Raw genomic sequence first — 23950 nt, forward strand, 5'->3', positions numbered from 1 at the left:
CTGTTCGAACCCCCTGTTCTACCCCCAGTGCGGAGGCCGCTGCTCTTCCCAGAAGCTCTTGTCGAACTGCCCCTCGAGGTCCTCGGCGGTGGTGTGGTCGGGGATGCGCGGGGTGGCGTCGGAAGAAAAAGAAGAGAGGGTGTCGGCGGAGCGCCGCCCCGAACCGCCGACCTTGCCGAACACGCGACGCCCCCTGCGCCGGGGCGAGGCAGATTCGCTGGGCATTGGTGGCCTAGCGGTTCATGTCGGCGATGACGTGGCGGACCAGCGGTCCGAGGGTAGCCATGCCGTCGCGGATCGCGCCGCGCGACCCCGCGAGATTAACGATCACGGTGGATCCGGAGATGCCTGCGACACCGCGAGACAGGCCGGCATCCAGCGAGTTCGCCGACAGGCCTGACGCGCGAATGGCCTCGGCGATGCCTGGAACCTTGCGGTCCAGCTCGGCGCGGGTGGCCTCGGGGGCCTTGTCGCGCGGGCCGGTGCCCGTGCCGCCGATGGTCACCACAAGATCGGCGCCGCCGACAACTGCCGTCTGGATCGCCTGGCGGATAGCGGGCTTGCGGGATTCCACCTGAAGAACAGCGTCCACGAGGAAGTCCTCCTCGGACAGCAGCTCGGCCACGAGCTCGCCGGAGCGGTTCTCCCCCTCCGGGGCATCTGAGACAATCACGACCATGGCGTGGAGCAGCGGGTTGAGGGGGCGCTCGCCACGGGTACGATCCTCAGCATCGAGGGTGTGGAAGATCGAATCATCGGGCTCGGGAATCTCTGAGGTCAGCCGTTCCATGTGCGACGCATCAACGGAATCCATGCCGGCGGCAGCCAGTAGATCGTCCACGCGCGAATGATGACCGCCGTGCTGCTGGGTATGCCCCTGGGAATGATGCTGCCCATGCTCGGCGTGATGCCCTCCGCGGGAGGACGGGGCGGACTGGCTTGGGGACTCCGAGGCCATCGATGAAACTCCTCTTCCGAGCTGATGCGTGTTCAGCTAGTAACAATCAAGCTGCGTGGTCATGGTGTCGCGACCTGTGCGTGCCCTCACCGTATCCCGACAGACCCGCCCTGTACAGACGAACGAACACATCGTTAACGAAATGAGTCTTTACAGGGGGATGTTGAGGTGCAGCACCGAACTTAGTCCGAGGCAGTCAGGGTCACGTCAACATTGTGCTCGTCGCCGCCATTGGCGTTGACGACCGTGAGGCTGACCTTGTCCCCCACCGCATGCGAGCGAATGGCGGCAATGAGCCCCACACCCGATTCGACGCGTCGATCATCCACACGCGTGACGATCTCGCCGGGCTTGAGACCAGCCTTTTCTGCCGGGCTTCCGGGGTTGACTTCCACGATCTGTGCACCGAGCACGTTGGCCTGTGTGTTGATCTTGGCGCCAATGATGGGGTGCTGAACCTTGCCGGTATCGATGAGCTGCTTGGCGATGCGCTCAGCCTGGTCGACGGGGATCGCGAAGCCCAGGCCGATCGATCCGCCCGTATCGGATCCGCTACCGCCGGTGGTGGCGATGACTGACGGGATGCCGATCAGTTCGCCCTTCATGTTCACCAAAGCGCCGCCGGAGTTGCCGGGGTTGATGGAAGCGTCGGTCTGGATGGCGTCGATGAGCGATGCCTCGCCACCCTGCTCACCTGTGGCCTGAACGGGGCGGTTCTTGGCGGACACGATGCCCGTGGTCACCGTGGAGCTCAAACCCAAGGGTGAGCCGATAGCGACCACGTTCTCGCCCACCTGCACATCGTTGGAGTTGCCGAAGGTGATGGGTTTGAGGTCGTTGGCGCCCTCGGCCTTGATCACGGCGATGTCGGTCTGCGGGTCGGCGGCAACTACCTTGGCGGGAAGCGCGCGGCCGTCATTGAGCATGACCTCGATCTTGCCGCCCGGCTGATCGGCCCCGGCGATGACGTGGTTGTTAGTCATGATGAGACCATCGGAGCTGATGATCGAGCCGGAGCCCTCACCGCCACCACGGGCGGTCGTCACGTTGATGGACACCACCGAGGGCAGGACCTTGTCCGCGACGGCGGACACGGTTCCGGGCTGGGGCGGGTTGGACGTGTTCTCGGTGTTCTTGCCCTGCTCCGGTGCAGAGTTGAACGAGGAGGTCACGGTGTTGGAGCTACCTCCGAACTGGTCCATCGCCACGTAGGTGGTGCCGGACGCGAGCACAGCTCCGGCGAGCAGCAGCGCTGCCACGGCCGGGGTGGACCAGCGGCGCGGTGCCGTTGCGGTCTGACCGCCCGCGGGGTATCCCTGCGGACCTTGTGGGCTCTGCGGACCCTGCGGTCCCTGCGGCCCCTGTCCTCCAGCCATTCCGGCAGCCATGCCCGAGCCGAAGCCCGGCTGTGACTGTGCCGACGTAGCGTGCGCCGATCCGCCTACCGGCGGCATGCTCTGCGTCCGACCCACATCACTCGGCTGCCCCTGCTGACCCTGCCCCGCCGGTCCCTGCTGGTTCGGCTGACCCGCATAGTGCGAATGGGTCTGCGCCGGGTGGTTCACGCCTCCCTGGCCGTTCCAGTGCAGGTTTTCACCGTTGTGGTCGTTCTGGCGGTAGTGGTTGTTCTTGCTGAAGTCGGGCTGTCCTGGGAACTGACCGTTGTCCCCTCCGTTGTTGTTCATGCTTTCTTCCCTCTCACTCATGCGAGCCATTATTCACCGCGAACTTAGAAATGCCCGCCTCGCTAGCTGCTATATCCCTACCAGCTTGTCGAGAAACTGAGCATCTTTCCCTACCTCCTCGGCGACCACAATCAGTCACCTCTCAGCGAGCTCACAGCTTTACCGGGCAGCACCACGTTCATGAGCGTCCCGCCGTCGTCGGATTCCTCTGCGAACACTACTCCCCCGTGCCGATCGATCACCTGCTTGACGATGGCCAACCCGAGCCCAGATCCGGGCATTGACCTTGAGCTAATAGACCGGTAAAAACGGTCGAAGATTTTGGGTCTGTCTTCTGCCGCGATGCCCGGTCCGGAGTCCGCCACGCTGATGAGCACCGCAGGGTGCCCGTCAATGTAATTGGAGTGTTCGCCGAGGTCGGTCATTCGAATTCTCACTGTGGCCCCGGCCGGCGACCATTTCGCGGCGTTATCTAACACGTTGAGCAGCGCCCGAGAAAGTCCGAATTGATCCCCGCGAAGCTCCCATGGGATGAGTTTGGCGTCGAATTCCACGTCGGGACGTCGCCGTTGAACTCGGTCGATGCCCTCCGTGATGATCTGCGACACCTCCACCGTGGTCAGTTCCTTGGCTGGTTCGTCCTCCCGCGCGAGATCCACGAGATCGCCGATGAGAGTGCTCATCTCCTCGATTTGGGCGATGACGTCTCTTTCAATGTCGTCACGGTCCTGCTGGCTAATGGCTGGGCTGTCACTTTTCGACGCCAACATCAGCAATTCGATATTCGTCCTCAGGGAGGTCAGGGGCGTCTTGAGCTCGTGGGAGGCATCGGCGACGAGATTCTTCTGTTTCGTCTGCGCATCCTGGAGCGCCTCCATCATGTCGTTGAAGGACTCGGTGAGCGCACCGAGCTCGTCCCTGTTGTAAACGGGGATCTGCCTGAGCTGCCCGGTCTTCGTGACTCGGTCGGTGGCGCGTCGGAGCCGAGCGATAGGTTGGAGAGCCGAGGAGGCCACGGCGATGCCGGTGACGATTGCCCCGAGGAAGCCGGTGACGGCCACGAGCAGAAGTACGAGCGAGAGCGCGTCGAGGGTTTGTTTGGTAAAGGTGATGTCTTGGCGGACAACGACAACCCTGCCGTCGGCGGCCCGCACTGCGAAGTACCGGTAGTGGCCGTCGGTGCTGTAGGAGTAGATCTCTTCCCCTTCGATCACGCCGAGGGCCTCCGGTGGAAGAACGGAGTCGAACTTGCGCACTGGAGTTCGCGCGCCGGTGTTGTCCTCGGGAACGACGAGCACGCCGACGTCGCTGTTGTTTTCCCTGAATTCCGGCTGGTACGTGTCGCCTTGGCCTTCTTGCTCTGCGGGGAAGGTGTATCCGGAGTCGATGACGCTCTGCGCCTGTGTGTGAAGGTTTTTATCGAGTTCTTGCTCCAGGCCGCGGGAAACGGTTGTGTAGGCCACGCCGGTGATTACCGCAATGGAGATCATGACGGTGATCGCTGTCATGATGGCAAGCCGCGTGCGAAGGGATAGGCCCTGCAGGAGGTAGAGCAGCGGCTGCACCCCGCGGGGCACCCGTGAGCGATGGGCGCTCTCCGGTTGCGAAGCGTAAAAGTTACGCTTGCTCACCCGCGTGGGGCGAGCAGCGGGTCGAGCGGGGCTCGGCAATCGACGTAATATCACGGTGCGGTTTCGCGCAGAGCGTAACCCACTCCTCTCACGGTGTGGATCAGGCGCGATTCTCCTCCTGCTTCAGTTTTGCGTCGGAGGTAGCCGATGTAGACCTCCAGCGCGTTTCCGGATGTGGGGAAATCATAACCCCACACGTCTTCGAGAATTGTGCTTCGGTTCAGAACCTTGCGTGGATTCCGCATGAGAAGTTCGAGCAGGGCGAATTCGGTCCTCGTGAGGCTGATCTGCCGATCGCCACGCTTCACGTCGCGTGTCTCGGGATTCATCGTGAGGTCCTCGAAGGACAGGTACCCGGGCGAATCGTTCGAGGTTGTTGCGGGACGACTTGCACGCCGGATCAGGGAACGGGTTCGGGCCAGCATTTCCTCGAGCGCAAATGGCTTCGCGAGGTAGTCGTCGGCTCCGGCGTCCAACCCAGCGACCCTCTCAGACACAGAGTCGCGGGCGGTGAGGAGCAGGATGGGCAGTTCATTGCCCTGGCTGCGCAGTTGCCGGCAGACCTGAAGGCCGTCGATCTTGGGCATCATCACGTCGAGGATTGCCATATCCGGCCGCTCGGTAGCGATGGAGTCCAAGGCTTCCTGCCCGTCGCGGGCGAGAACAACGGTGTACCCGTTAAAGATCAGCGAACGTCGCAGTGACTCGCGTACTGCTTGGTCGTCGTCTACAACAAGAATCTTCATGTCGCCATTGTGCCGGTTCGTGGGCGCAGATCGAACAACTGCCCTGACCTTTTTAGCAAATGTTTAGAATTCTAAGATTGGATACAGATTCGCAACCTGCGTTTTCCCAGTTCACCACTCGGAATATAATTTCCTGAAATTCGCACAGAAAAATCCCCCGCAGCGTTCCGGAATAATATTATCCGGCTCTGCGGGGGATTAAGCACTCCGTGACGCGAGAGAAAGTTTCGTATCGCCACGCTAAAGCATGACGAGTCAACAAACTTGCTGCTAGGGGAGCTTTGCTTAGTTTTTACTTGTCGAGATCGATCAGGCCGAGCTGAGCAGCCTTGACGAGACGACGGGGGATCTGCACTTCCTGACCCTGGACCTTCACGGTCTGCAGGGCGACGTTGTCAGACTTCCACTGAGAACGACGGGAGTGGGTGTTAGCACGGGACATGCGGCGCTTTGGAACTGCCATGGTGGTGTGACCTCCTCAGGTCTTCTAGGACTGGTGCGTCTTACTTCTTCTTGCGGCGGGTCATGTTGCCGTAGCGGCGCTGGAACTTCTCCACGCGGCCGGCGGTGTCCATCACGCGCTGTGCACCGGTCCAGAATGGGTGGGACTCGCTGGTCACGTCGACAACGATGAGCGGGTACTCGTTACCGTCTTCCCACTCGACCGTGCGATCGGAGGTGGCGGTGGAGCGGGTCAAGAACTGGTGACCGGTGCTCGCATCCTTGAAGACTACGGGGTGATAGTCGGGGTGGATATCCTTCTTCATGCTTCCTTCATTCCCTTAGGTTGTGTACATCAGGTCGGTCCACAGCGGCTAGCGTTGCGCAGGTGGTCGTGCCTGAGTCGGGCAAGAATTCGCACTGACCCGGTGGGCCAAATACGTACAGTCTGAATACCTTAGCGGAAAGTGCCCCACCTTCCGAAATCACCAGCTGCTCTCACTGGGCCACTCCCCTAGCCATCGGCAGCACCACCGGTATCAACGCCGGAGTTGGTACAGGAACCGCCGCCCTGCAATCGTGCAATCAGGGCGGGATCAAGACGGGATTAGGTATTGCGCGCGAACTGGAGTAAAGTTGGCTCCCGCTGTTGTCTATGTAAACGTCATCGTCTCGACAACCCGCGCCCCCATGTGCCCTCTCGGCCCGTCTAACCGCAGAGTCAGCCATGTGCGAGGCGACATGAGGATGTCGGACGGAAGGAGAAAACCCATGTCGGCATATTGCCAGGTCACGGGACGCAAGCCGAGTTTCGGCAAATCTGTGTCTCACTCGCACCGCCGCACGAGCCGTCGCTGGAACCCGAACATCCAGCGTCGTTCGTTCTACCTGCCCTCGGAGGGTCGTTCCATCACGCTGAACGTCTCCACCAAGGGTCTGAAGACCATCGACCGTGATGGCATCGAGTCCGTCGTTGCCAAGATCCGAGCCCGTGGGGAGAAGATCTAACACATGGCACGTAACGATATTCGCCCAATTATCAAGCTGAAGTCTACGGCTGGCACTGGTTACACCTACGTCACCCGTAAGAACAAGCGCAACAACCCCGATCGCATGACTCTCAAGAAGTTCGATCCGATCGTCCGCAAGCACGTCGAATTCCGCGAGGAGCGATAATTTATGGCTAAGAAGTCCATGATCGCCAAGAACGAGCAGCGCAAGGAAATCGTCGCCCGCTACGCGGAGCGTCGCGCTGAACTCAAGAAGATCATCAAGAACCCGAACACCTCTGACGAGGATCGCCTGGACGCTCAGTACGAGCTGAACCGCCAGCCACGCGATGCCTCTCCAGTGCGCGTTCGTAACCGCGACGCCGCCGATGGTCGCCCCCGCGGTTACCTGCGCAAGTTCGGCCTGTCCCGTGTACGCGTCCGCAACATGGCTCACCGCGGTGAGCTGCCGGGCGTCCGTAAGTCCAGCTGGTAAGGGGGAGCTCTCACAATGAAGCGCACCAACATGAAGAAGGCGCGGATGGAGCAGTCCCGCCGCCCGAAGAAGAACCCGCTCAAGGCCGAAGGCATTGACGCGGTTGACTACAAGAACTACGACCTGCTGCGTAAGTTCATCTCCGACCGTGGCAAGATCCGCTCTCGCCGCGTGACCGGCCTGACCCCGCAGCAGCAGCGTCAGGTTGCTACCGCAATCAAGAACGCTCGTGAAATGGCACTGCTGCCGTTCCACAGCCGCTGATTCACAGCTGCCTTCACCGAGTCTCGGCATCAGCAGCTTGACTGACTCGGTCGACGTTTTACATAACACGCCAAGAGCCCGATCCCTTCAGGGGGTCGGGCTCTTGGCGTGTCCATGTTCGGTAGCAGTTGCTCTGTTAGGATCCTTGTGTACATTCTCGTGCAGCCAGCCTGCACCCGCGAAAGGATCCCATGACGAATAACAACCCCTATGGCTCGAACCCTTACGGTTCTGACTCCAACAATCAGAACCCTTACGGTTCTTCCCCGCAGGAGCCAGCCAACGGCAACAACTTCCCTGGCTACCCCGCAAGCGACTCAAGCAACACCGGAAATCCGGAAGCTAGCCCGCAGCAGCCCTACGGCCAGCAGGCTTACGGTGAGCAGCCTCAGACAGACCAGCCCTACGGAACCGGCCAGGGGTACCAGGCTGACAACTCCTACCAGAGCTACCCGGGCCAGCCGGGCCAGCAGGGCTACGGCGCCTACCCCACCACCGGCAACGAGATGGCCCCTAACGGCCAGTACACCAGTGCGGGCAAGCGCTTCCTCGGCTACCTCATCGACTTCATCCTTATCCAGCTCATCGTTGGCGGCCTCCTGACCTACTTCATTGCAGGCGAGGCCATCAACGAATGGATCCAAGCCAGCGTCGACGCTGCGCAGGCCGGCGTTGAGGCTCCCGACATGCCCTACGGCTCCTTGGCCACCGCCTCGATTCTGAGCCTCGTTGTGTGGTTCGCCTACCGCATCCTCATGGAGACCGCGAAGGGTGGCAGCCTGGGTCACATGGCCTTGGGCAACCGAGTCATCAACGCCAACGGCACGAACCCCACCGCGCTGGAGTCCTTCAAGCGCAATAGCTGGTTCCTCGTCTTGAGCCTGCTCGGCGCGCTCAATATGCTCGGCATTCTGCTCGGTCTCGTGCTCTACATCGCTTTGGGTGTCACGATCTCCCGGAGCCCCATCAAGCAGTCCTTTGCTGACAAGTGGGCTGGCACGGTCGTCGTCGACAAGAACTAAGCCCTAGGCGGTTTCGCCCCTCCCCTCTCCTCGCTCCCCCTCTCAACGGGGGCAACCTCCTTAACCACGCATCCATGCGGATTTGATCTAATGGATGCGTGGTTAATGTGTTGACGGGCTTTAGCGTGGTGATCCTCATCATCGCCCTCGGTTTCGCCGTGGGGCGGTCGAAGGTTCTCGGCCCGAACGCTGTGTACACCCTCAACATGTTCGTCTTCTGGATCGCGCTGCCGGCCACGCTTATCAAATTCATGTCGGAGACGGACATCGCCCAACTCTTCGGCGTCAACCTCGCGGTCGTCGCCCTCTCCACACTCGGTGCGGGTCTGCTCGGCTTTGTGGGCTATCGCTATATCGCTCACCGTTCCACACCCGATTCCCTCATTGCAATGTTGGCGTGTTCATATTGCAATGGGTCAAATTTGGGCATTCCGCTCGCTGCGCATTTGCTTAAAGACCCCACGCTGACTCTCCCCGTCATTCTTTTCCAGGTTGGGTTCTATGGTCCCATGACGGTGATGTTGTTGGATATGCAGACCGGCACAAAAGCCCGTGCGCATTTTATTCGTGACATCATCCTCACCATCATCCGAAATCCGCTGATTCTGGGGGCTGGCGTCGGAATTGGAATTTCCCTGCTGCAGCACAATACTCAGTGGCGTGTGCCCGGCATTGTGGCCGAGCCGGTGGGAATCATCGCAGACGCCACCGTAGGCTGTGCGCTCATCGCCTTCGGCATGTCGATGGCGGAGGTCCGGGTGCTCCAGCGCGGCCGCAGCCCACGGCGGAGCGTGTGGGCGGCTTCTTTCGTGAAAGCTGTTGTGCACCCGCTCATTGCCCTGGCGATTGGCTATTTTCTTTTCGACGCCTCTACGCAGCTTCTCCTCACCATCGCCGTGGTGGCTGCATTGCCCACTGGCCAAAATGTTTTTACCTACGCGCAGCGATTTAACATCAATAAGGTTCTCGCGCGAGACACTGCAGTGGTATCCACGGCGCTTTCACTTCCCGTGATGGCTGCACTTGTACTTTTCCTCAGCTAAACTATTTTCGGAACGCAAGCAAATTCGAGAGAGGAAAACAATGAGCAGTGAACCCCTAGAAAGGCTCAGCGTTTACAAGGTCACGCCAACACAAGCCGACAAGCTCGAGAATTACGTTTACATGTACTACGACTCTGTAACCAAGGAGCCGTTCTACATCGGGAGGGGCAAGGGGAAGAGGATCTTCAGTCACGTATCGGCAAGCCACAACGCAGACCTGGCGGAACGACTGGCCGATGGATCCTGGGAAGTAGACTTTCTCGCTTTTGGCCTCGACGAAAACGAGGCTAGGAAAGTTGAAGCCACGTGCATTGACTTAATCGCATCGATAACCTACTTAACCGTAACCGTGGCACCGACAGCCGTACTTACGGACGTATCGGAGCCCTAGCCCTGATGCACAGCTTAGATTCCGAAGATCTCGATCATTTCCCGGACAATCTCATTGCTGTTTCGATCAAAGATACATATAAGCGGTATGGTAACGACGAACAAGCTCTATACGAATCTACCCGCGGAATTTGGGCACTGAACGAAGAGAAGGCCGATGCCGCTGAGTACATTCTCGGAGTCGTCGATTCCCATGTGGTCTATGTGATGTCTGTTGCAGCTTGCTTGGCGGCAGGGTCAACAAACTACTTTCTGAGGGACGATAACGGCTTTGCGGATTCGAACCGGTACGAATTCGTAGGACGTACCGCTTCCGAGGAGATTCAGGCGCGGTACCTCGGAAAGAAACTCCCCTCCAATCCGCAGGGGCCTCACTATTACGGGCCATACTTCGGCAAAGAGTTTGTCTGAGCCTTAGTACTGCCTCAGTACTCGAGTATCTATCCGTCCGCCGAGAAAGTTTTTTCGGGGGACGGACTAGTGCGTGAAAGACATGCTGTGATTCGGCTCCGGCATGGGGCCATCGAGGGAGTCGAGGTAATCAACCTCGTCCTTGAGGTCAGCCAGGAACTGCTTGGCTAGGTCGTGACTGAAGCCATTGCGCACCACCACACGCTGCACGGTGAGAGCTTCCACGTCAGCGGGCATGGGGTAAGCCGGAACGAGCCAGCCCTTCGTGCGCAGACGCTCGGAGAGATGGTACAGGTTCCAGTTCTTCGTATGGCCTTCCTTCATGCTCCAGGCGAAGACGGGGATGTCCGTTCCGTCGTTCCATAGCTCGAACTGAGGCATCTCTCCGATGCTGGACGACAGGTACACGGCAACGTCCTGGGTTGCCTGCTGCACGCGGCGATAGCCCTCCTTGCCGAGGCGCAGGAACAGGTAGTACTGCAGCAGCACCTGGGCACCGGGGCGGGAGAAGTTCAACGCGAAGGTCGGCATCTCGCCGCCGAGGTAGCTGACCTTGAACACAAGGTCATCGGGGAGGACGTCCGTATCGCGCCACACGACCCAGCCCAGGCCGGGGTACACCAGGCCGTACTTGTGGGCGGACGTGCTGATGGATGCGACGCGCGGGATGCGGAAGTCCCACTCGAGGTCTTCCTGAATGAACGGGGCAATCATGCCACCAGAGGCACCGTCGACATGGATGGGGATGTCCAAGCCACGCTCGGACTCGATCTGGTCGAGAACCTCGGCGATCTGCTTTACCGGTTCGTACATGCCGGTGTAGGTCACACCCATAATCGCCACCACACCGATAGTGTTTTCGTCGATGTAGGAATCCAGGTCATGTCCATCGAGCACCTTGTGCTCCATGGAAATCGGCACGTAGCGGGCCTCAACGTCGAAGTAGTTGCAGAACTTTTCCCAGCACACCTGGACTGCGCTCGAGAGAACGAGGTTGGGCCTTTCGGTAGACAATCCCCTCTCTCGGCGCGCGTGCTGCCACCGGCGCTTAAGCGCGAGACCGCCGAGCATGCATGCCTCAGAGGAGCCCACCGTGGAGCAGCCGATCGCACGCTCCACGTCCGGTGCGTGCCACAGGTCAGCGAGCATCCGCCAGCAGCGCGTTTCGATCTCGGCGGTACGCGGGTACTCGTCCTTGTCGATCATGTTCTTATCGGCAGATTCTAGGTACAGACGCTGCGCTTCGTCCTCCATCCAGGTGCTCACGAAGGTGGCGAGGTTCAGGCGAGCATTGCCATCCAGCATCGACTCGTCGTGCACAAACTGGTACGCGGTCGAGGGAAGGTTCTCCTCCTCCGGAATCTTGTACCGCGGGATGTCCGTGGCTTACTCATCCCGGGTAAACAGCGGGTTGAGCTCAATGCGGGAATCCTTGGAGTGATACCGGTTATTGTGCTTGTGGTTCATCGGAGAAGTTGGCCTTCCTGAACGGGTAACAAGTAACAGAAAAAAGGGGGTCACACCCCCACCATTAATCGGTGAGGCTATGACCCCAAGGTACTAGCGCCAGAGCAACAGTGCATCGCCTTGGCCACCGCCACCACAGAGGGAAACGCCTGCGTGACCCTCACCGCGGCGCTTGAGCTCGTGGGCGGCGTGCACGACCAACCGCGCTCCCGAGCAGCCGATCGGGTGGCCCAAAGAAATGCCGCCACCGTGGATGTTCGTCTTCTCCAGCGGGTAGTTCAGATCACGGAGAGACTGGATGGCCACCGACGCAAACGCCTCGTTGATCTCTAGGAAGTCCAGATCGTCGACGACCCACCCTGCCTTCTCCAAGGCTGCGGACATGGCCTGTGAGGGCTGGGAGTGCAGCTTGGTGTCCGGACCAGCAGTCTGACCGTGAGCGCTCAGGGTGGCGAGCACCTCGAGTCCGTTGTCCTCGGCATACGCGCGAGTGGTGAGAACCACGGACGCTGCACCATCGGAGATCTGGGATGCCGACGCTGCGGTGATCGTTCCGTCCTTGCGGAACGCCGGGCGCAACTTAGCGAGCCCCTCGGCGGTGGTTCCGGGTCGGATGCCTTCATCCTTAGTCACGGTAACCGTTTCCTTGCGGCCCTTGACCTCGATGGGAACGATCTCGTCGTCGAAGATGCCCTCCTCGGTGGCTTTTTCGGCGAGCTGGTGCGAGCGGGCAGCAACCTCGTCCTGCTCCTCGCGGGTGATGCCGCGATCTTCGTTGCCCTCGTCGGTTTCCAGACCCATGGCAGTGCCGTGCACCGCGTCGGAGAGGCCATCGCGCTCCAGGGAATCCTGCAGAGCCAGGGAGCCGTAGGACTTACCGGCGCGCACACCCGCAGCGAGGTGCGGAGCGTTGCTCATGGATTCCTGGCCGCCGGCAACCACCACGGTGGCGTCGCCCGTCTTAATCATGCGGGCAGCGCTGATTATGGCGTCGAGACCAGAAAGGCAGACCTTGTTCACGGTCATGGCCGGCACCTGCATCGGCAGACCTGCGGCGACGGCGGACTGCTTGGCGGGGTTCTGACCAGCACCGGCCTGCACCACCTGGCCCATGAGGACGTAATCAACCGTGTCGGCGGCGATTCCTGCCTGCTCCAGGGAAGCCTTGATGGTGGCAGCGCCCAGATCCACTGCGGACTTGGAAGCCAGCGAACCGAGCATGCGGCCTTGAGGCGTACGGGTCGCGCCTACGATGACAATATCTTCGGGGGCCTTGGGAGCTGCAGAACTAGCGTTGTGTTCAGCCATAGTGTTTTCTCAACCTTTCCGTTTTGTCTACTTCACAGTGTTCCACAACACTGCCGGGCGGGGCCCTTATTTCCCCTACTTCCGGTTACTTCTGGTACATCCCCAGAATGTCGATGGCCTTCTCACGCATCTCAACCTTGCGCACCTTGCCCGAGAGCGTCATCGGGTATTCGGTGACAATGTGCACGTACCGCGGGATCTTGTGGCGCGCCAGGTGGCCCTCGGAGAATTCGCGCAGGCTTTCTGCGGTGAGTGGCTCTGCCCCGTCGTTCATGATGATCCAGGCCATGAGCTCCTCGCCGTACTTCTCGTCCGGCACACCAATGACCTGCACATCGGAGATATCCGGGTGGGAGTAAAGGAATTCCTCGATCTCGCGCGGGTAGAGGTTCTCGCCGCCGCGGATGACCATGTCCTTGATGCGGCCGGTGATCATCACGTAACCGTCGTCATCCATCATGCCTAGGTCGCCGGTGTGCATCCAGCCTTCCTCGTCGATGGCTTCGGCGGTCTTGACGGGCATGTCCCAGTAGCCCTTCATCACGGAGTAGCCACGCACCAGGACCTCGCCTTGGTCGTTACGCGGAACGATTTCGCAGGTATCCGGATGCACAATTTTGACTTCGATGTGGGGACCCGGCCGGCCCACGGTGTTCACACGCTTGTCGATCGGATCGTCGGGCAGAGTCTGGATCGACACCGGCGAGGTTTCGGTCATGCCGTAGCAAATGCCCACTTCCTTCATTCCCATGATGTCGATGACTTCCTGCATGGTCTTGGTGGGGCACGAAGTACCTGCCATGATGCCCGTCCGCAGGTGCGACAGGTCGAAGCTCTTGCCCGAGCTGGTGGCCAGGTCCTGCAGCTCGGCGATGAACATGGTGGGCACACCGTACAGCGACGTGGCCTCGCCGTGGTGCACCGCTTCCAGTGCCGAGCGCGGGGTAAACACGGGGCCGGGAATGACCGTGGTCGCGCCGTGTGAGAAAGCACCGATGTTGCCCATCACCATGCCGAAGCAGTGGAAGAACGGCACGGGGATCACCACGCGGTCTTGGTCGGTGTAGCTCAACCGCTCGCCCACCATGAACCCGTTGTTGAGGATGTTGTGGTGGGTCAGCGTGGCGCCCTTGGCCATTCCCGTGGTTCCGGAGGTGTATTGAATGTTGATCGGGTCGTGCGGATCGAGCTGGTCCCGCACGGGGTTAAGGTCAACGATCGCGTGGTTGGACAGCTCGTTCCACCGCTCGGAGCCGAAGAAGATGACTTCCTTGAAGTTGTTATCAAACTCGTGCTCCGTGGTGTGGATCATCTTCCGGTAGTTCGAGTCCTTGAAGCGGCCAGCGGAGAACAGTGCTCGGATGCCCGCTTGGTTCATCACGTAGTTCAGCTCGCGGGTCCGGTATGTCGGGTTGATGCACACGAGGATCGCACCGATCTCCGCCGTGGCGTACTGCACGATGGACCATTCCCACCGGTTGGGGGCCCAGATGCCGATGCGGTCGCCCTTGCGATAGCCGGCCGCGTGCAACCCGGATGCCAGCCGCTGCACCTTGCGGTGGAACTCGCTGTAGGTCATGTGCACGTCGCCGTAGAGGTCCACGATGGCCTCGTTGTCCGGGTACTGCGCCACGATGCGTGCCAGGTTCTGCCCCAGAGTCTCGTTGAGCAGCCGCACGTCGGTGGGGCCGACGGAGTGCGACAGTGCCGGGTCGATCGTCGCGGGATCGGTCAACGTTGGGGTAGGTCGCCCCTCGGGAGCACCCAACAGGCGGGAAGTGGTGTGTGTAGTCATGATGGATACAACTCCTCGAGCACAAAGTGGAACGCTGGGGTTCGCACGGGGATTGAAAAGTGGTGAAAAAGGGGTGGAAAACTGTGTCTGCCAGCTAGGTCTGTCAACTAGGTGATGTTCGGACTCCGCAGCGCGATAACCTCCGCCTGCCGCAGCAGCGGGGCATCGATCATCTGCCCGTCCACGGCGAAGGCACCGGAGTTCTCCTTCGCCCCGGCGATCACCTTCCGCGCCCAGTCCTCCTGCTCCGGCGTGGGCTCATAGGCCTGCCGAATCGCGGGCACCAGCGCGGGGTGGATGCTCACCGTGGCGGCGAATCCACTGCCGGCTGCGTCCTCGGCTTCGGCCTCCGCACCGTCGACGTCAGCAGTATCAGCATGGATCGAGTCCAGTGCAACGATTCCAGCGGCAGCAGCGTGGAGGAGAACCATGGAACGCACCATCCGGGGAACCTCCCGGTAGCCGCCCGGGTGGCCGGAGATGCCGCCGCCGAGCGTGGGCGCTTCGTTGAGTCCGTAGCGCGATGAGGTCCCTCCCAAGGCCGCAGTCAGGTCTTCGGCTCCCCAGAACAGCGCGACCACGTTGGGGTGGTTCGCGATCGCCGTGAGGTTGAGCACGCCCCTCGGTGTTTCGATGAGGGCGATCACGTTCCACCCATCTACGACGTCGGTGGGGGAGACTGTGGCGTCGAACAAAGAAAGATCTTCCATCTTCGGCACCATGACCTGATGGAAGGGGCTGCGCTGCACGGCTTCCACGTCGTCGAGGAAATCCGGCGAGCCCACGGGGTTGATGCGCACGATGGTGCGATTCGGGTCCAGGTCGCAGTCGATGATGTTGGTACGGGCCTCGGTGCGGTTCTCGGCGCGGCAGCCGTCCTCGAGGTCGAGGATCACCATGTCGGAACGGTCCGCAGCCTTGGCGAAGCGCTCGGGGCGATCGGCCGGGGCAAACAGCAGCGCGGGGCCGGCGGGGAGCCAGGTCAGGGAACTCATGCCTGGCCTCCCTGTACTTCCGGGGCATTCGGTACTTCCGGGGCATCCGCCACCGGCCGGCACTGCATCATCGTGCTGCGGGTGGCCGTGCACACCACGGTGCCCTCCTGGTTGCGACCAATGTGGTGCAGCTCCACGATGCCCTGGTTCGGCCGGGAAGAAGACAGGCGCTTGCCGATGACCTTCGTCTCGGCGTAGAGGGTATCGCCGTGGAACATCGGCGCGGGGAAGGTGATCTCCTTGAAGCCGAGGTTCGCCACGATGGTGCCGAGGGTGAGCTGGGAAACGCTCAGCCCGACCACCGTGGAGAGGGTGAGCATCGAGTTCACCAGGCGCTCGCCGCGGAAGCCGGGCTGGGTGGCGGCCCAGGCGGCGTCGAGGTGCAGTGGCTGGGTGTTCATCGTCTGGGTGGTGAACAGCGTGTTGTCCGCCTCGGTGATGGTTCGGCCGGGGCGGTGCAGGTAGGTGGTGCATTCCTGAAATTCCTCGAACCACAGGCCGCGCTGGACAACTGCCTGCTCGGGTGCGGGGGTGGTCATGGTGTCACAATCTCCTTCTGTGGGCTCTCGCTTGACTCGCGCTAGGTTGTCGCCGGGCTCGGCTCTCTCTACAGCCCCAGCGCCTTCGCAATGAGCATCTGCTGCACCTCGGTAGTGCCCTCACCGATCTCCAGGATCTTGGAGTCGCGGTAGTGCCGAGACACGCGGTATTCGTTCATGAAGCCGTAGCCGCCGTGGATCTGGGTGGCGTCGCGAGCGTTGTCCATCGCGGCTTCGGAGCACACCATCTTCGCGATGCTGGCTTCCTTGGAGAAGTCCTGGCCCGCGACCATCTTCGCTGCCGCGGCGTACCACGCCTGCCGCGCGGTGAAGGCCCGCGCCTCCATCCGAGCGATCTTAAAGCTCACGGCTTGGTAGGAGCTGATGGGTTGGCCGAAGCTGGTGCGTTCTTGGGCGTAGCGCACGCATTCGTCCACGCAGCCCTGCGCAGCGCCGGTGGCCAGCGCAGCGATGGCCACGCGGCCTTCCTGCAGGATGGAAAGGAACTGAGCGTAGCCGCGCCCCTTCTCCCCCAGCAGGTTCTCCTTGGGTACGCGCACGTCGCTGAAGGTCAGCGGGTGGGTGTCGGAGGCGTTCCAGCCGACCTTGTCGTAGCCCGGCTCCGCGGTGAACCCGGGTGTGCCGCTGGGCACGATGATGGCGGAGATTTCCTTCTTGCCGTTATCCTTCTGCCCGGTCACGGCGGTGACGGTCACGAGCTTGGTGATGTCGGTTCCCGAGTTGGTGATGAATTGCTTGTTGCCGTTGATCACCCACTCATCGCCGTCCTCCTTCGCGGTGGTCTTAGTGCCGCCCGCATCGGAACCGGCTTCCGGCTCGGTGAGGCCGAAACCCGCCAGGCCTTCGCCCGCGACAAGCTCTGGCAGCCACTTCTGCTTCTGCTCCTCGGTGCCGAAGCGGTAGATGGGCATGATGCCCAGCGAGACCCCTGCTTCCAGGGTGATGGCAACGGACTGGTCCACGCGGGCGAGCTCCTCCAGCGCGATGCCCAGCGCCATGTAATCGCCACCCATGCCGCCGTATTCTTCGCTGATGGGCAGGCCGAACAGGCCCATTTGGCCCATCTGCTTGACCACGTCGTAGGGGAAACTGTGCTCCTTGTCGTGCTTGGCCGCGACCGGGTCGACGACCTCGTTGGCGAACTGTTCCACGCTGCGGCGAAGTTCTTCGTGCTCGGGGCTGAGAATGCTCATGGGGTTCTCCTTGTTGGTTTTGTGGGTTGTTTGTCGCTTGTTTGTTGCTGGTTGTCTGTGGTCACTCTTCGTGTTTTTCGACGCCGGCAAGCACCTCCCCGGTCGTCACCTTGTCTCCCACGCCGACGTGCACGGTGACCTGCCCGGAATGGGCCGCGGTGAGCGTGTGCTCCATCTTCATGGCCTCGATGACCAGCACTGCCTGACCTTCGGCGACCTCCTCGCCGTCTGCGACTTCGATGGAGATAACCGTGCCGGGCATGGGGCTGGTGATGTCCGCATCCCCTGCGGCGGCCTCAGCCAGCGCGGCGGAGCGGGAGAGCTGCTGGAGCTCATAGCTGCCCGAGGGGCCGGAGAGGACAAGGTGCTGTCCGTGCGAGGTGGCGATGGTCCAGCGCTGGGTGGGCACGATCTCACCGTGTGCGCCGTCGGTGCCCTGTTCGGTGCCCCGTTTGGTGCCCTCAGCATGCTCTGCGAGCTGAACGCAGTCGTCACCGCTGTTGATGACCGCGAAGCTCACGTGTTCCGGGGCCGCAGCCTCGTCTTCACCCTCCTGCGCTGAGCCCTCCTGCACCGGGGCGACCGTGGCCGACCAGGTGGACCCATCCACGCCGCGCTGCAGCTCGACCTCCTTGACGCCTTGCGCAGAGCCGTCACCGAGCAGCAGGCGGATCGGCGCGCTCGTCCCCCCGGCGCGCCAGGAATCTCCGCTGGTCCAGGCGGATCCCAGCGTGTCGTGACCGCGCCGGGTCTGGCGCGCCGCAGCGAGAGCCGCCACCACGTAGGCCATCGCTGGGGTTGCGGGATCTCGGTAATCCCCCACGATCTCGTCGAGCAGGCCGGTATGCATGTCGCCGCGGACAACGTCCGGGTAGGTGACCAGGAAGCGGTTGAAGTTGATGTTCGTCACCAAACCGCCCACGACCGTGTGGCCCAGTGCCTGGTCCAGTCGGCTCAGGGCCTGATCGCGGTTGCTGCCGTGGGTGATGATCTTGGCCAACATGGGGTCGTAATCGCTGCCGATGACCTGCCCCTCACGCACACCGGAATCGACGCGCACGCCCGAGGTCTGCGGCCACTTCAACTCGGTAATGGTGCCGCCGGTGGGCAGGAACCCGCCCGCCGGGTCCTCGGCGTACACGCGGGCTTCTACGGCATGGCCGGTGAGCGTGATCTGCTCCTGGGCCAGCGGCAACTCCTCGCCGCGAGCCACGCGGATTTGCCACTCCACAAGATCCACACCGGTGACCAGCTCGGTGACGGGGTGCTCCACCTGCAGGCGGGTGTTCATCTCCATGAAGAAAAAGCGCTCCGGCTGCTTGGCGGAGACGATGAACTCCACCGTCCCGGCACCGCGGTAGCCGCATGCCCGGGCCGCATCGCAGGCGGACTGTCCGATCTCCTCGCGCGTGGCCTCATCCAGCAGGGCCGAGGGGGCTTCCTCGATAACCTTCTGGTGGCGGCGCTGCAGCGAACACTCGCGTTCGCCGAGATGAACCACATTGCCGTGCTCGTCGGCCACGATCTGCACCTCGATGTGGCGCGGGGTGTCCACGAAGTGCTCCAGGAACAGGCTGTCATCGCCGAAGGAGCTGGCGGCCTCGCGGCGCGCGGAGACCAGGGCCTTCGGCAAATCGTCTGGGTTATCTACCCGGTGCATGCCCTTTCCGCCGCCACCGGCGGAGGGCTTGATGAGTACTGGGGAGCCAATCTCCGGCGCCGCGGCGATGATCTCCTCGTCCGTGAGGCCCGGGCGGGAAATGCCGGGGACCGTCGGCACGTCGCGGGATTCCACCGTGGCGCGTGCGGTGATCTTGTCACCCATCTTGTCGATCGCGGTGGCCGGCGGGCCGATGAAGACGATGCCCTCCTCCTCGCAGCGGCGAGCAAAGGCCGCGTTCTCGGAGAGGAAGCCGTACCCCGGGTGGATCGCCTGGGCACCGCTGGCGCGCGCAGCGGCGATCACCTTATCGATGTTGAGATACGATTCCGCCGCAGCGGCGGGGCCTACGTTGACCGCCGTATCAGCGGCGAGGACGTGGGGGGCGTGGGCGTCGGCGTCGGAGTAAATAGCGACCGCCCGCAAGCCCATCCGGTGCACGGTGCGAATAACCCGAACCGCGATCTCACCGCGATTGGCAATGAGGACAGTATCGAATGCGTCAGATGCGTCAGAGGTCGTAGCGTGTGTGTTCACGAGGGAGCCTTACATACTCGGTGGCGGGAAAAGTGCAGTGAGCTACATGCGGAAGATGCCGAAGCCGGTGGGGGTGGATTCGCCTTGGGCGCAGATGTCCAAGGCCATGGCGAGGGTGCGGCGGGTGTCGGCCGGGTCAATCACGCCGTCGTCCCACAACCGGGCGGTGGAGTACCAGCAGGTGGACTTCTCGTCGAACATCTCGCGGATCGGCTTTTCGAACTCCTCCTGCTCCTCGGCACTCCACTGCTCGCCGGCGCGCTCGATCTGCGCGCGGCGAACGGTGGACAGGGTCATCGCCGCCTGCGGACCACCCATGACGGCGATGCGGGCGTTCGGCCACATCCACAAAAAGCGCGGCGAGTAAGCGCGGCCGCACATCGAGTAGTTGCCCGCGCCGAACGCGCCACCGGTGACGACCGTGAGCTTGGGCACGGAGGCGGTGGCCACGGCGTTGACCATCTTCGCGCCGTGCTTGGCGATGCCGCCCTCCTCGTACTGCCGGCCGACCATGAAGCCGGTGGTGTTCTGGAGGAAGATCAGCGGAATGCGGCGCTGCTCGCACAGCTCAATGAAGTGCGCGCCCTTCACAGCGGCTTCGGAAAAGATCACGCCGTTGTTGGCAATAATGCCGACCTGGTGGCCCTCAATGCGGGCGAAGGCGGTGACGATGGAGGAGCCGTATTCCGCCTTGAACTCGTGGATGGAGCCAGCATCGGTGATGGTCTCGATGACGTCGTGGGCATCGTAGGGGATCTTCGGATCCGTGGGCACGATGTCGTAGAGGTCGGTCTGCGGACGGGGAGGATCCTGCGGTTCCTGCTTGAGCCATGGGGTGGGGGCGTTTTCGGGAAGGGTGGCCACGATGTTGCGCATGCGGCGCAGGGCATCGTTGTCATCGCTGGCGAGGTGGTCGGTCACGCCCGAGATGCGGGAGTGCATGGCGCCGCCGCCGAGCTCCTCTGGGGTGACGTCCTCACCCGTGGCGGCCTTCACCAGCGGTGGGCCGGCGAGGAAGATGGTGCCCTGGTTCTCCACGATGATGGCCTCATCACTCATGGCCGGCACGTAGGCTCCGCCCGCGGTGCAGGAGCCCATGACGGCGGAGAGCTGCGGGATGCCCTTGGCGGACATACGGGCCTGGTTGTAGAAGATGCGGCCGAAGTGATCGCGGTCGGGGAAGACCTCGTCCTGGTTGAGCAGCATGGCTCCGCCGGAATCGACGAGGTAGATGCACGGCAGGTTGTTGGCCTCGGCGATTTCCTGGGCGCGAAGGTGCTTCTTCACCGTCATGGGGTAGTACGTGCCGCCGGAGACGGTGGCATCGTTGGCGGCGACGAGGCAGAGGCGGCCCTCGATGAGGCCGATACCGGCGATGAGTCCGGCGGCGGGAGCCTTGCCGTTGTACATATCCTCGGCGGCCAGGGGCGCGATCTCGAGGAAGGGGCTGCCGGGATCCAGCAGGTTGGTGATGCGATCACGCGGCAGCAGCTTGCCGCGCGACTCGTGGCGGGCGCGGGCCTTCTCCCCTCCCCCCTGGGCGGCGCGCTGGAGGCGGGAGTTCAGCTCGGCGACCAAGTCGGCGTGAGTCGTGCCTGCGAGGTCGCGGGTGGTTTGCTGAGACTCTTCTGACATGAGGGTCCTCCCTGTGTGACGAGCAATCAATTCGGTTAATGGTGATTAACGGAATGTGTTGAAGCACACAGTAATGTGTTCTGCGCCACACTCAAGAGGGGCTGATCGAATTTGTCAGCAAAATGTTTAGTGGCAACAAACAAGCAGGTCGACTCACCCCCACTCGGGGGAGTCGCGATCGGGAGATGTCACGCCGCCGAGCTCACAGACCCCCGCAATTAGCTATACGCAGACACACACCCAGGTTCAGCGCAGGTCGATCTAGCGCAAGCCCACCGCAGCGCGGGCACACAAAGTGACCTGCCGACGCAGCAGCGCCTCCCCCGCCCACTTGCTCGTATTCTGGCTCGCGTTGATCATGCCCGTCACGAGCTGGGCAGTAATGCGCCCCGATTCCCCAGCGAAAGATGAGTCGTAACCCCGCAGGGCTTCCGCCCACAACCCCAGGTAATGCCCCTGAGCTGCACGAACTCGGTCCAGCCCGGTGGCGTCGAGACGAAACAATTCCCGCTGATGCAGCCGGATCAGTGCGGGTTGGCTGAGGGCGAAATCCACGTGGAAGTCCACGAGCACGTTGAGCTGATCGGCCGGCTCGGTGATCCCCTGCAGCATGGCTGTACTCTCTTGGAGCAGGTGTTCAGAAACACCAGTGAGAAGCTCCTGGAGGATGACATCTTTGCTGGCGAAGTGGCGATACACAGCCGGCCCCGAGATCCCCACAGCCTCGCCGATATCCTCGAGTCGGGTGGAGTGAAACCCCTTCACCGCCATGATCTCCGCGGCCGCGCGGAGCAGCTCGACCCGCCGCTCCGCCTTCGCGGCCGAGCGCGCGGAAAGGCCCTCCACAGAGGGCGCGGGCGGGTAGACGGAGCTCATGGCGAATGAGCTTAGTGGTAAATCACCATTAACTGAAGTGTTTTCCCACAGATTGACCGCGAGCGGCCTAGCAGGCAGCGGTGGGCAACTCCCCCAGAACGGGCTGCAGGATCTTCACCGCTTCGGTGAGCCGCGCCTGCGCGCCCTCCATGGTGCCGTCTGGACTCGTGGCCGCGAGAGCTACCGCGACGAACTTCCCGGCACCGTTGGGGACTAGACCGAACTGGCGTGCGCCGTAGTTCCCGGACTCGTCGGGGCCCCACCCGCCCTTGAACAGTGCGCCGGGGATGATGCCCAAACCATAACCGCCGCCACTGGCGATCTGCCCCATGTACTTAGTCACCGGCTCGGAGCCCTGAATGCACCGCAGGTTGCTTGCGAATGTCGCCTGCTCCGGCACGGACCAATCGCTCTGGCCGAAGCTGCTAAACCCGGGGCGGACAACTTTCGTCTGAACCGTCGCGGAACTCTTGCCCTCACTGATAACCTGCTCGGTAAGCGTGGCGGCTCGGCTGGGATCTCCCAAAGAAGCCCACAATTGCGCAGCAGCCTCGTTGCTGGACTGGGTGATCGCGGGAGCCACGTAAGGCTGAGCCGCCGCGGAATCGTTACGGAGGGCCGCAATGGCGATGGGAACCTTGATCGTGGACCACGGCGGCACGGTCACCCCATTGTTGGAGTGGCCACCGTTACCGATGGCCATATCCACACCGTCAGGAAGCGCGGAAAGGACTTCCGAACCAGCCATCGAGGCTCCTTCCACAGGACCGGTCGACGCCGACGCGCTCCCCTCACCTGGCTCCGTGGGGTTCGGTGATGCCGATTGCTCCGCTGTTGGGCTTGCTGACCCGCTGGCTGATCGGGAAGACGAATCAACGTCCCCGATCGTGCAACTACTCAACCCCAGGCTCACCGCCAACGCACCGGCGGCCACAGTTATCGCCGTAGGTACTGCCGTAGTGGACCGACGTGCCCTCATCATGAGATATAAACCACCGCATCGTTGCCGCCGCGGCAGGTGACGTAATCGCCGTTATCGGAGCAATCCATGGAGTAGTGCTTCCCCGTGACGGAGGAATAGGCATCCACCATGCCGGTCGTCTTGTCGGTGTCGAGGTAGTACCGCACGAAGGCATCGCGCACAGCCTGGGCAAACGGCTCAGACGTAATCGTGGTTCCGCGGTAGACGTTGTTGAAGTCGCCCGCCGGGGCTCCGCTGCGGGCAGCATCGTTGGCGGGGATGGCTCCGCTGGGCAGCTTCGGATCACGCGGACGGCCGGCCTCTTGGCTCGACGACGTTGCTGCCGTGCTCGACGTAGACGAGCTGACTCCGTCCGACGCCCCCTGCTCCCCAGCTGCGCTACGGGCCGACGTCGCAGGACCAGATGCCCCAGATGCCGAGGAATCACCATTGTCGGAGAAATAGTTCTGATACAGGAAAGCGCCCAGTGCAATGACGACAGCAATGATGAGCACAACGATGCCCGCCGCGATCCAGCCATCCTTTGACCGGCGGCGAGGTGAAGACTCCTCCGGGATGTACTGCGGCTGTTGTGGTTGCTGCAGCTGCTGCGGCTGGACCCGCTGCCACGGGGGCTGCTGCTGGTACTGCGGCTGTTGTGGTTGCTGAGGTTGCTGAGGCGGTCCACCGTACACATACTGCGGACCCTGTGGCTTCTGGGGCCCCTGCGGGCCCCGCGGACCCTGTGGCCCCGATCCCCACTGGTCACGCGGCGAATTATTCACCGCAGGTTGAATCCGGGTCTCATCATTCAGATGATCACCTGAATGATCGCCGCTACGTCCCCACTGGGGTTCATTTCCACTGGGCATTCTTTTAACCTCTTC

General features: G+C 62.2%; 26 protein-coding genes. 8 read left to right on the forward strand and 18 right to left on the reverse strand.

The window, feature by feature from the left end:
- Window positions 1-18: 18 nt before the first annotated feature.
- From LA343_RS10430 to LA343_RS10460, 7 genes are all read right to left on the reverse strand, one after another.
- Complete coding sequence (locus LA343_RS10430) at window positions 19-225, reverse strand: hypothetical protein (RefSeq protein WP_144084510.1); 207 nt, start codon at window positions 223-225, stop codon at window positions 19-21.
- Window positions 226-232: 7 nt separating this feature from the next.
- Window positions 233-814 carry a MogA/MoaB family molybdenum cofactor biosynthesis protein gene (locus LA343_RS10435; protein ID WP_119664221.1) on the reverse strand — a complete coding sequence of 194 codons (582 nt, stop codon included), beginning with the start codon at window positions 812-814 and terminating at the stop codon, window positions 233-235.
- 326 nt (window positions 815-1140) lie between these two features.
- Entirely contained in the window at window positions 1141-2664 is a 1524-nt protein-coding gene (locus LA343_RS10440; protein WP_039911569.1) for a S1C family serine protease, read from the reverse strand.
- A 110-nt stretch (window positions 2665-2774) separates the two neighbouring features.
- On the reverse strand, window positions 2775-4151 hold the full coding sequence (locus tag LA343_RS10445; protein WP_144084511.1) for a sensor histidine kinase: 1377 nt from the start codon (window positions 4149-4151) through the stop codon (window positions 2775-2777).
- 173 nt (window positions 4152-4324) lie between these two features.
- Complete coding sequence (locus LA343_RS10450) at window positions 4325-5020, reverse strand: response regulator transcription factor (protein ID WP_025403279.1); 696 nt, start codon at window positions 5018-5020, stop codon at window positions 4325-4327.
- A gap of 292 nt (window positions 5021-5312) precedes the next feature.
- Complete coding sequence (gene rpmF, locus LA343_RS10455) at window positions 5313-5483, reverse strand: 50S ribosomal protein L32 (RefSeq protein WP_025403280.1); 171 nt, start codon at window positions 5481-5483, stop codon at window positions 5313-5315.
- Between the two features lie 40 nt (window positions 5484-5523).
- Window positions 5524-5787 (reverse strand): type B 50S ribosomal protein L31, encoded by a 264-nt coding sequence (locus LA343_RS10460; RefSeq protein ID WP_025403281.1) that lies wholly within the window; start codon window positions 5785-5787, stop codon window positions 5524-5526.
- 445 nt (window positions 5788-6232) lie between these two features.
- Between LA343_RS10460 and rpmB the strand changes: the two genes are divergently transcribed.
- From rpmB to LA343_RS10500, 8 genes are all read left to right on the forward strand, one after another.
- Window positions 6233-6469 carry a 50S ribosomal protein L28 gene (gene rpmB / locus LA343_RS10465; RefSeq protein ID WP_025403282.1) on the forward strand — a complete coding sequence of 79 codons (237 nt, stop codon included), beginning with the start codon at window positions 6233-6235 and terminating at the stop codon, window positions 6467-6469.
- Window positions 6470-6472: 3 nt separating this feature from the next.
- Window positions 6473-6637: a 50S ribosomal protein L33 gene (rpmG, locus tag LA343_RS10470; RefSeq protein WP_025403283.1), complete on the forward strand. Its 165-nt coding sequence runs from the start codon at window positions 6473-6475 to the stop codon at window positions 6635-6637.
- Between the two features lie 3 nt (window positions 6638-6640).
- Window positions 6641-6946, forward strand: coding sequence for a 30S ribosomal protein S14 (gene rpsN, locus LA343_RS10475; RefSeq protein WP_025403284.1), 306 nt, complete (start codon window positions 6641-6643; stop codon window positions 6944-6946).
- Window positions 6947-6961: 15 nt separating this feature from the next.
- The gene (gene rpsR, locus LA343_RS10480; protein WP_025403285.1) at window positions 6962-7210 is read left to right on the forward strand and encodes a 30S ribosomal protein S18; all 249 of its coding nucleotides are present in this window, start codon (window positions 6962-6964) and stop codon (window positions 7208-7210) included.
- 191 nt (window positions 7211-7401) lie between these two features.
- Window positions 7402-8232: an RDD family protein gene (locus LA343_RS10485; RefSeq protein WP_025403286.1), complete on the forward strand. Its 831-nt coding sequence runs from the start codon at window positions 7402-7404 to the stop codon at window positions 8230-8232.
- Window positions 8233-8330: 98 nt separating this feature from the next.
- Window positions 8331-9275 (forward strand): AEC family transporter, encoded by a 945-nt coding sequence (locus tag LA343_RS10490; RefSeq protein ID WP_025403287.1) that lies wholly within the window; start codon window positions 8331-8333, stop codon window positions 9273-9275.
- 40 nt (window positions 9276-9315) lie between these two features.
- Window positions 9316-9666, forward strand: a complete 351-nt coding sequence (locus LA343_RS10495; protein WP_025403288.1) for a GIY-YIG nuclease family protein — start codon at window positions 9316-9318, stop codon at window positions 9664-9666.
- A gap of 5 nt (window positions 9667-9671) precedes the next feature.
- On the forward strand, window positions 9672-10076 hold the full coding sequence (locus LA343_RS10500; protein ID WP_025403289.1) for a hypothetical protein: 405 nt from the start codon (window positions 9672-9674) through the stop codon (window positions 10074-10076).
- A 66-nt stretch (window positions 10077-10142) separates the two neighbouring features.
- Here the strand turns inward: LA343_RS10500 and LA343_RS10505 are convergent, their stop codons facing one another.
- The 11 genes from LA343_RS10505 to LA343_RS10555 form a co-directional block, all read right to left on the reverse strand.
- Window positions 10143-11453, reverse strand: coding sequence for a glutamate decarboxylase (locus tag LA343_RS10505; protein ID WP_224208559.1), 1311 nt, complete (start codon window positions 11451-11453; stop codon window positions 10143-10145).
- Between the two features lie 183 nt (window positions 11454-11636).
- Complete coding sequence (locus LA343_RS10510) at window positions 11637-12851, reverse strand: acetyl-CoA C-acetyltransferase (protein WP_025403290.1); 1215 nt, start codon at window positions 12849-12851, stop codon at window positions 11637-11639.
- Window positions 12852-12936: 85 nt separating this feature from the next.
- Entirely contained in the window at window positions 12937-14646 is a 1710-nt protein-coding gene (locus LA343_RS10515; RefSeq protein WP_025403291.1) for an AMP-binding protein, read from the reverse strand.
- 107 nt (window positions 14647-14753) lie between these two features.
- Entirely contained in the window at window positions 14754-15641 is an 888-nt protein-coding gene (locus LA343_RS10520; RefSeq protein WP_025403292.1) for an HpcH/HpaI aldolase/citrate lyase family protein, read from the reverse strand.
- The gene (locus LA343_RS10525) at window positions 15638-16180 is read right to left on the reverse strand and encodes a MaoC family dehydratase (RefSeq protein ID WP_025403293.1); all 543 of its coding nucleotides are present in this window, start codon (window positions 16178-16180) and stop codon (window positions 15638-15640) included. The genes LA343_RS10520 and LA343_RS10525 overlap by 4 nt, the downstream gene beginning before the upstream one ends.
- Window positions 16181-16248: 68 nt before the next feature.
- Window positions 16249-17394, reverse strand: coding sequence for an acyl-CoA dehydrogenase family protein (locus LA343_RS10530; protein ID WP_025403294.1), 1146 nt, complete (start codon window positions 17392-17394; stop codon window positions 16249-16251).
- Between the two features lie 61 nt (window positions 17395-17455).
- A complete protein-coding gene (locus LA343_RS10535; RefSeq protein ID WP_025403295.1) occupies window positions 17456-19591 on the reverse strand; it encodes an acetyl/propionyl/methylcrotonyl-CoA carboxylase subunit alpha in 2136 nt (711 codons plus the stop codon).
- Between the two features lie 42 nt (window positions 19592-19633).
- Window positions 19634-21226, reverse strand: a complete 1593-nt coding sequence (locus tag LA343_RS10540; protein WP_039910960.1) for an acyl-CoA carboxylase subunit beta — start codon at window positions 21224-21226, stop codon at window positions 19634-19636.
- A 261-nt stretch (window positions 21227-21487) separates the two neighbouring features.
- Window positions 21488-22102, reverse strand: coding sequence for a TetR/AcrR family transcriptional regulator (locus LA343_RS10545; RefSeq protein ID WP_025403297.1), 615 nt, complete (start codon window positions 22100-22102; stop codon window positions 21488-21490).
- Between the two features lie 67 nt (window positions 22103-22169).
- On the reverse strand, window positions 22170-22850 hold the full coding sequence (locus LA343_RS10550) for a hypothetical protein (protein WP_025403298.1): 681 nt from the start codon (window positions 22848-22850) through the stop codon (window positions 22170-22172).
- Between the two features lie 230 nt (window positions 22851-23080).
- A complete protein-coding gene (locus tag LA343_RS10555; protein WP_224209163.1) occupies window positions 23081-23935 on the reverse strand; it encodes a hypothetical protein in 855 nt (284 codons plus the stop codon).
- Between the last annotated feature and the right edge of the window lie 15 nt (window positions 23936-23950).

It is taken from the genome of Corynebacterium falsenii (assembly GCF_020099275.1).
In the GTDB taxonomy this organism is placed as follows: Bacteria; Actinomycetota; Actinomycetes; order Mycobacteriales; family Mycobacteriaceae; genus Corynebacterium; species Corynebacterium falsenii.

What these genes read in the sequence shown, in the direction of transcription:
- LA343_RS10430 (WP_144084510.1), bottom strand. Translation starts at nt 225, where the DNA reads ATGCCCAGCGAATCTGCCTCGCCCCGGCGCAGGGGGCGTCGCGTGTTC.
- LA343_RS10435 (WP_119664221.1), bottom strand. Translation starts at nt 814, where the DNA reads ATGGATTCCGTTGATGCGTCGCACATGGAACGGCTGACCTCAGAGATT.
- LA343_RS10440 (WP_039911569.1), bottom strand. Translation starts at nt 2,664, where the DNA reads ATGAGTGAGAGGGAAGAAAGCATGAACAACAACGGAGGGGACAACGGT.
- LA343_RS10445 (WP_144084511.1), bottom strand. Translation starts at nt 4,151, where the DNA reads ATGACAGCGATCACCGTCATGATCTCCATTGCGGTAATCACCGGCGTG.
- LA343_RS10450 (WP_025403279.1), bottom strand. Translation starts at nt 5,020, where the DNA reads ATGAAGATTCTTGTTGTAGACGACGACCAAGCAGTACGCGAGTCACTG.
- rpmF (WP_025403280.1), bottom strand. Translation starts at nt 5,483, where the DNA reads ATGGCAGTTCCAAAGCGCCGCATGTCCCGTGCTAACACCCACTCCCGT.
- LA343_RS10460 (WP_025403281.1), bottom strand. Translation starts at nt 5,787, where the DNA reads ATGAAGAAGGATATCCACCCCGACTATCACCCCGTAGTCTTCAAGGAT.
- rpmB (WP_025403282.1), top strand. Translation starts at nt 6,233, where the DNA reads ATGTCGGCATATTGCCAGGTCACGGGACGCAAGCCGAGTTTCGGCAAA.
- rpmG (WP_025403283.1), top strand. Translation starts at nt 6,473, where the DNA reads ATGGCACGTAACGATATTCGCCCAATTATCAAGCTGAAGTCTACGGCT.
- rpsN (WP_025403284.1), top strand. Translation starts at nt 6,641, where the DNA reads ATGGCTAAGAAGTCCATGATCGCCAAGAACGAGCAGCGCAAGGAAATC.
- rpsR (WP_025403285.1), top strand. Translation starts at nt 6,962, where the DNA reads ATGAAGCGCACCAACATGAAGAAGGCGCGGATGGAGCAGTCCCGCCGC.
- LA343_RS10485 (WP_025403286.1), top strand. Translation starts at nt 7,402, where the DNA reads ATGACGAATAACAACCCCTATGGCTCGAACCCTTACGGTTCTGACTCC.
- LA343_RS10495 (WP_025403288.1), top strand. Translation starts at nt 9,316, where the DNA reads ATGAGCAGTGAACCCCTAGAAAGGCTCAGCGTTTACAAGGTCACGCCA.
- LA343_RS10500 (WP_025403289.1), top strand. Translation starts at nt 9,672, where the DNA reads ATGCACAGCTTAGATTCCGAAGATCTCGATCATTTCCCGGACAATCTC.
- LA343_RS10510 (WP_025403290.1), bottom strand. Translation starts at nt 12,851, where the DNA reads ATGGCTGAACACAACGCTAGTTCTGCAGCTCCCAAGGCCCCCGAAGAT.
- LA343_RS10515 (WP_025403291.1), bottom strand. Translation starts at nt 14,646, where the DNA reads ATGACTACACACACCACTTCCCGCCTGTTGGGTGCTCCCGAGGGGCGA.
- LA343_RS10520 (WP_025403292.1), bottom strand. Translation starts at nt 15,641, where the DNA reads ATGAGTTCCCTGACCTGGCTCCCCGCCGGCCCCGCGCTGCTGTTTGCC.
- LA343_RS10525 (WP_025403293.1), bottom strand. Translation starts at nt 16,180, where the DNA reads ATGACCACCCCCGCACCCGAGCAGGCAGTTGTCCAGCGCGGCCTGTGG.
- LA343_RS10530 (WP_025403294.1), bottom strand. Translation starts at nt 17,394, where the DNA reads ATGAGCATTCTCAGCCCCGAGCACGAAGAACTTCGCCGCAGCGTGGAA.
- LA343_RS10540 (WP_039910960.1), bottom strand. Translation starts at nt 21,226, where the DNA reads ATGTCAGAAGAGTCTCAGCAAACCACCCGCGACCTCGCAGGCACGACT.
- LA343_RS10545 (WP_025403297.1), bottom strand. Translation starts at nt 22,102, where the DNA reads ATGAGCTCCGTCTACCCGCCCGCGCCCTCTGTGGAGGGCCTTTCCGCG.
- LA343_RS10550 (WP_025403298.1), bottom strand. Translation starts at nt 22,850, where the DNA reads ATGGCTGGTTCGGAAGTCCTTTCCGCGCTTCCTGACGGTGTGGATATG.
- LA343_RS10555 (WP_224209163.1), bottom strand. Translation starts at nt 23,935, where the DNA reads ATGCCCAGTGGAAATGAACCCCAGTGGGGACGTAGCGGCGATCATTCA.